Annotated in this window: 6 protein-coding genes; 4 read left to right on the forward strand and 2 right to left on the reverse strand. The window is 70.3% G+C overall.

Annotated features, from left to right (window positions below; translation table 11 throughout):
- Positions 1–672: TonB-dependent receptor domain-containing protein (locus tag ACT4N3_RS03135; RefSeq protein WP_444853748.1), on the forward strand; the 672-nt coding region annotated here is incomplete at its 5' end.
- Between the two features lie 270 nt (positions 673–942).
- On the opposite strand, the gene ACT4N3_RS03140 is transcribed toward ACT4N3_RS03135, so the two are convergent.
- Positions 943–1458: a hypothetical protein gene (locus ACT4N3_RS03140; RefSeq protein ID WP_444853749.1), complete on the reverse strand. Its 516-nt coding sequence runs from the start codon at positions 1456–1458 to the stop codon at positions 943–945.
- Positions 1455–1850 carry an EVE domain-containing protein gene (locus tag ACT4N3_RS03145; RefSeq protein WP_444853750.1) on the reverse strand — a complete coding sequence of 132 codons (396 nt, stop codon included), beginning with the start codon at positions 1848–1850 and terminating at the stop codon, positions 1455–1457. Before ACT4N3_RS03145 ends, ACT4N3_RS03140 begins: the two co-directional genes overlap by 4 nt.
- Before the next feature lie 51 nt (positions 1851–1901).
- On the opposite strand from ACT4N3_RS03145, the gene ACT4N3_RS03150 reads away from it, so the two are divergent.
- The 3 genes from ACT4N3_RS03150 to trpD form a co-directional block, all read left to right on the forward strand.
- Positions 1902–2444, forward strand: coding sequence for a hypothetical protein (locus tag ACT4N3_RS03150; RefSeq protein ID WP_444853751.1), 543 nt, complete (start codon positions 1902–1904; stop codon positions 2442–2444).
- Positions 2445–2662: 218 nt separating this feature from the next.
- A complete protein-coding gene (locus ACT4N3_RS03155; protein ID WP_444853752.1) occupies positions 2663–3319 on the forward strand; it encodes a cell wall hydrolase in 657 nt (218 codons plus the stop codon).
- A gap of 254 nt (positions 3320–3573) precedes the next feature.
- Positions 3574–4610, forward strand: a 1037-nt coding sequence (trpD, locus tag ACT4N3_RS03160; protein WP_444853753.1) for an anthranilate phosphoribosyltransferase, incomplete at its 3' end; no start/stop codon positions are given.

Here is a 4610-nt window from a genome sequence, read left to right on the forward strand (position 1 = left end):
GACTGGTGGATGATCAATGTCGACAACACCATCACCGAGCTGACCACGACCCAGCTGCTTCAGAATGCGGCGCTCTTCCCGGAGCGATTCATCCGGGACGCCGCGAACAACATCACCGATATCGACCGCAGGTGGATCAACGCGGGCGCGCGGCGGACCCAGGGCATCGAGGTTTCATTCCGCGGCGGCTTCGAGCTGGGCGACGGCAGCCGCATCCTGGGCGGCCTCGACGGCACTTATATGCTGCGGCGGCGGGAGGCGCTAACGCAGGCCGCGCCGCTGGGCCCGAGCCTGATCGGCGTGTTCACGCTGACCGGCGATCTCGCCCTCAGGTGGAAGCACAATGCGTTCATCAGCTTCCAGACCAACGACCTCAGCATCACGCTGACCCAGATCTTCCGCAACAGCTATCGCAATTTCGCGCTGCCGGGCTCGGCCGCCCGGCCCGACTACAATCCGCGGGTCGACGAATATGTCATCTACAATCTGTCGGTCGGCTACAATTTCGGGCCGGGGCTGAGGCTGACCGCGGGCGTGCGCAACCTGTTCGACCGCGATCCGCCCTTCGCGATCACCTATGACAGCAACACCGGCGCCGGCAGCTCCTGGGAGCCGCGCGTCGCCGATCCGCGCGGCCGCTCCTTCACCATGGCGGCGGAGGTGCGGTTCTAGGCGAGCCGCCGAGCGCAGCGACGCCGGCGTGAAACGCCGCCGGAGCAGCGCGAAAAGACGGCCGACGCCGGCCGGCGGGTCGCTTTGGCGAACCCGACCGACGTCACGGGATTCACTCCCGTGACGATATGGCCGAGGAGTCGAAGACCGTCACGCGAGTGAATCGCGTGACGTCAGTCCTCGCTGCGCGAGGCTGGCCGGCCTGCCCGCTCTCTTCACATAAGCGCGCGTTCGCTGCGCGAACCCCCGCTTATGCTCGGGCGTCCAGGGCTAGGCGCAACCCTCGATCAGCTGGATCGAATCGTTGCCGGCGATGACCGCCTCGACGCGGCGGTTGAGGCCGGTGACGAAGCGGACCCCGCGGCGGTTCGGCCGGGTCCAGAAGGTCAGATATTCGGCCGGCCGGCCGATATAGGTATGCTCCTCGGCCCTGAGGCCGCGGCCGTAGGTGCGGCGGACCTGGGCCGCCGTCGCGCCGATGCCGAGGCCGCGCGGCGTCGTGACCCGGCTGGCGTCGATCGCCGCGACCCGGCTCAGCCGCCGGTCGATGAACATGAAGATGAGGTCGCGATGCTCGCCCCGCGTCGCGCCCATCTCGATGCAGGCATTGGCGTCGTCGACCGGCTCGCCCTCCAGGCGGATGTTGAGCGCCCGCTCGACCTGGGCGCGGGTCATGCCGAGCCTGGTGGGGCCATAGCCATCGGGGGTGAGGTGCCAGGGGCGGGGCTGGGCGGCGGCGGGGGTCGCGGCGAGCGCCGCGGTTGCGAGCAGGATCAGATGCTTCATTTCGCCATCTCCAATATGAGGGCCCATTCCTCGTCGCGGACCGGCGAGACCGAGAGGCGGGACTGGCGGACCAGCTCCATCTTCGCGAGCCTCGGCTCGGCCTTGACGTCCTTGAGGGTGACGGGATTGAGCGGGCGGACGGGCGCGACCGGAACCTTCACCCAGGCGCCGTCCTCGCCGTCCGGCTTCTGCGCGCCGGCTATCTTCATGATGCCGACCACCGCTTTTTCGTCGCCGCTATGGTAGAAGAAGGCCTCGTCGCCGGGCTTCATGGCGCGCAGATGCAGACGGGCGGCATTGTTGCGCACCCCGTCCCAATCGGTGGCCTTGTCGTGGACGAGGTCGCTCCAGCTGTAGACATCGGGCTCGGACTTCATCAGCCATTTGGCCATCGTGCGCGCTCCCACTCGCGTTCGCGTCGCGATCCGCCTAGATCAAGCGCGATGAAGGCTCAACTTGTCCTGCTGCCGCTCGCTTTGCTCGCCGCCGGCTGCGGCGATCGGCTCGGGCGCAACGAAACGGGCGGCGGCTCGACGACGCCGCCGCTGGTCCGGGCCGAGGAGGATCCGTCGCTGCTCGGCAATGCGAGCGTGCCGGTACGCGTCGGCGAGGCGGGGCAGGGTTTCGCGGCCTGCGCCGCGCGGGGCACGACCCGCGACCGGCCGGGCGCGGCCGCCGTAGCACCGGTGCGCGGCGCACCGTTCGACGCCAATCGCGAGATCGACCGGCTGGCGGCCGGGACGGAGTTCTTCATCTGCTCGCGGACCCACGACCAGCGCTGGTTCGGCATCGTCTATCCACGCGCCGGGCAGGCGCCGGAAACCTGCGGCGTCGCCGCTCCGGTCGCGCGCCGGGCCGAATATGAGGGCGCCTGCGCCTCGGGCTGGGTGGCGAGCGCGCAGGTGCGGCTGGTCTCGGGCGTGCCGCACCAGCTGGCGCCTGGCGACGCGCCACCGATCATGACGCCAGCCGCGAACAGCCAGTAGGTTCCGCCGTTCGTCCCGTCCTGTCCACAGCTCATCGCTGCGTCGCGGCATTTCTGTTGCAATGCAGCAAAAGCGCCGCCACCTGACGCTCACGAGTTTAACGAGCGGGTCGCCGCAAGCGCTTGGCGCAGGCGATCGGGCAAGACGGCGGGTTGAGAATCCGAGGCGCGAGGACGCGTTTCGTGAGGTTCGCCCGCCGCACTGGAAACGACCACAGGATGATTCGACCGGTCCGCGCCGCGGCCTTCGCCGCGGCTGCCTTTCTGCTTACCCTGGCGCTGGACGGCAGTCCGCTGCTGGCCTCGCCAGACGAGGCGGCCGCGCCGACGGCGCGCTTTCTCGACCATGGCGAGGCCTTCGCCGAGGCTGGCGACCTCGCCCTCGATACCGCCGGAGCCGATACGGCGAGCGATACGCCGGCACTCGGCCATGCCGAATCGCTCGCCGAGCAGGATCGGCGCTCTCTCGCCGACCTCATCGTCGACCAGGCTGGCACGACGACCCTCAGCGCCGAGCAGCATTGCCTGGCCAGCACCGTCTATTTCGAGGCGCGGGGCGAGCCGATCGAGGGCCAGCTCGCGGTCGCGGAAGTGGTGCTGAACCGCACACGCTCCGGCCGCTACCCGGCGACGATCTGCGCCGTCGTCCGCCAGCCGGCGCAATTCTCCTACGTCCGCCGCGGCGTGATCCCGCGCGCCGACCAGGAGTGCGAGGAGTGGCGGCGCGCGGTCGCAATCGCCCGCATCGCCGCCGAGCGGCAGACGCGGCTCCTGCCCGAGAACGTGCTCTGGTATCACGCCAATTACGTGTCGCCCGGCTGGGGCCGCAGGCTGGCGCGGACGACCCGGATCGGGCTGCATATTTTCTACAGTTGACGCGGGCCGGCGAAATCCCGATCCTGTGCGCGTCATGAGCAACGATGCGCTTCGATTCCTGCCTGCGGCCATGTCGGCCGACTTGGATACGCGCGATCATGGCTGGCGCTGGTGGCGGACCTCTTCCGCACCGGCGGCGCATGGCTGGCGATGGTGACGCTCCTCTAGGGACTCCCATTTCGACCCAAGCAAGCCCGCCGATCCCGGCGGGCTTTTTCTTTGCCCGCCCGACGCCAGCGCAAAGGATTCCTGCCATGTACATGACCGCCAATCTCGCCATCCCTGCCTTCGAGCCCGCCCCGGCGCCGGCCGAGCAGGCGCTCGACGCCCTGTTCGCCGGCCAGTCGCTCACTGCCGGCCAGGCAGAGGCCCTGTTCGCCGAATTGGTCGCCGGCCGGCTCGCCGAGCCGAGCATCGCCGCTTTGCTGATCGCGCTTCGCCTCAAGGGCGAGACCGCCGACGAGTTGATCGGCGCCGCCCGGGCGCTGCGCGCCGCCGACGCCGATTTCCCGCGGCCGGACTATGTCTTCGCCGACAGTTGCGGCACGGGGGGCGATGGATCCAGGACGATCAACCTCTCGACCGCCGTCGCCTTCGTCGCGGCGGCGGCGGGGCTGCCGGTCGCCAAGCACGGCAACCGGTCGATCACCTCGAAATGCGGCTCGGCCGACGTGCTGGAGGCGTTGGGCGTGAAGCTCGACGCGCCGGCCGCGGTCTCGCGCCGGGCGCTGGACCAGACGGGCGTCTGCTTCCTGTTCGCGCCGGCCTATCATCCCGGCCTGCGCCATGCCGGCCCGGTGCGCCGGGCGCTCCGCGTGCGGACGGTGATGAACATCCTCGGCCCCTGCGTGAACCCGGCCGAGCCCAAGGTGCAATTGCTCGGCGTCGCCGAGGCGCGGCTGATCGAGCCGGTCGCGCTGACCCTGCAGGCGCTGGGCGTCGAGCGGGCGATGGTGGTGCATGGCGACGGGCTCGACGAGGTCGCGCTGCACGGGCCGACCGAGGCGGCGCGGCTGGCGGGCGGCAAGATCGAGCGCTTGACGATCACGCCGGACGAGGCCGGGCTGGGCGGCGCGCCGATCGAGCCGCTGCGGGGCGGCGGAGTCGCGGAAAATGCCGAGCGGCTGAAGGCGCTGCTGATGGGCTATGGCACCTCGGCGGAGACGCGGGCGGTGGCGATCAACGCCGGCGCCCTGTTCCTCGCCGCCGGCATGGCCGAGACGATCCGCGAGGGCACCGAGCTGGCGCTGCGCACGATCGGCTCCGGCGAGCCGGCGAAGCGGCTGAAGCA

This window comes from Sphingosinicella sp. (assembly GCF_052388015.1).
Classification (GTDB): domain Bacteria; phylum Pseudomonadota; class Alphaproteobacteria; order Sphingomonadales; family Sphingomonadaceae; genus Allosphingosinicella.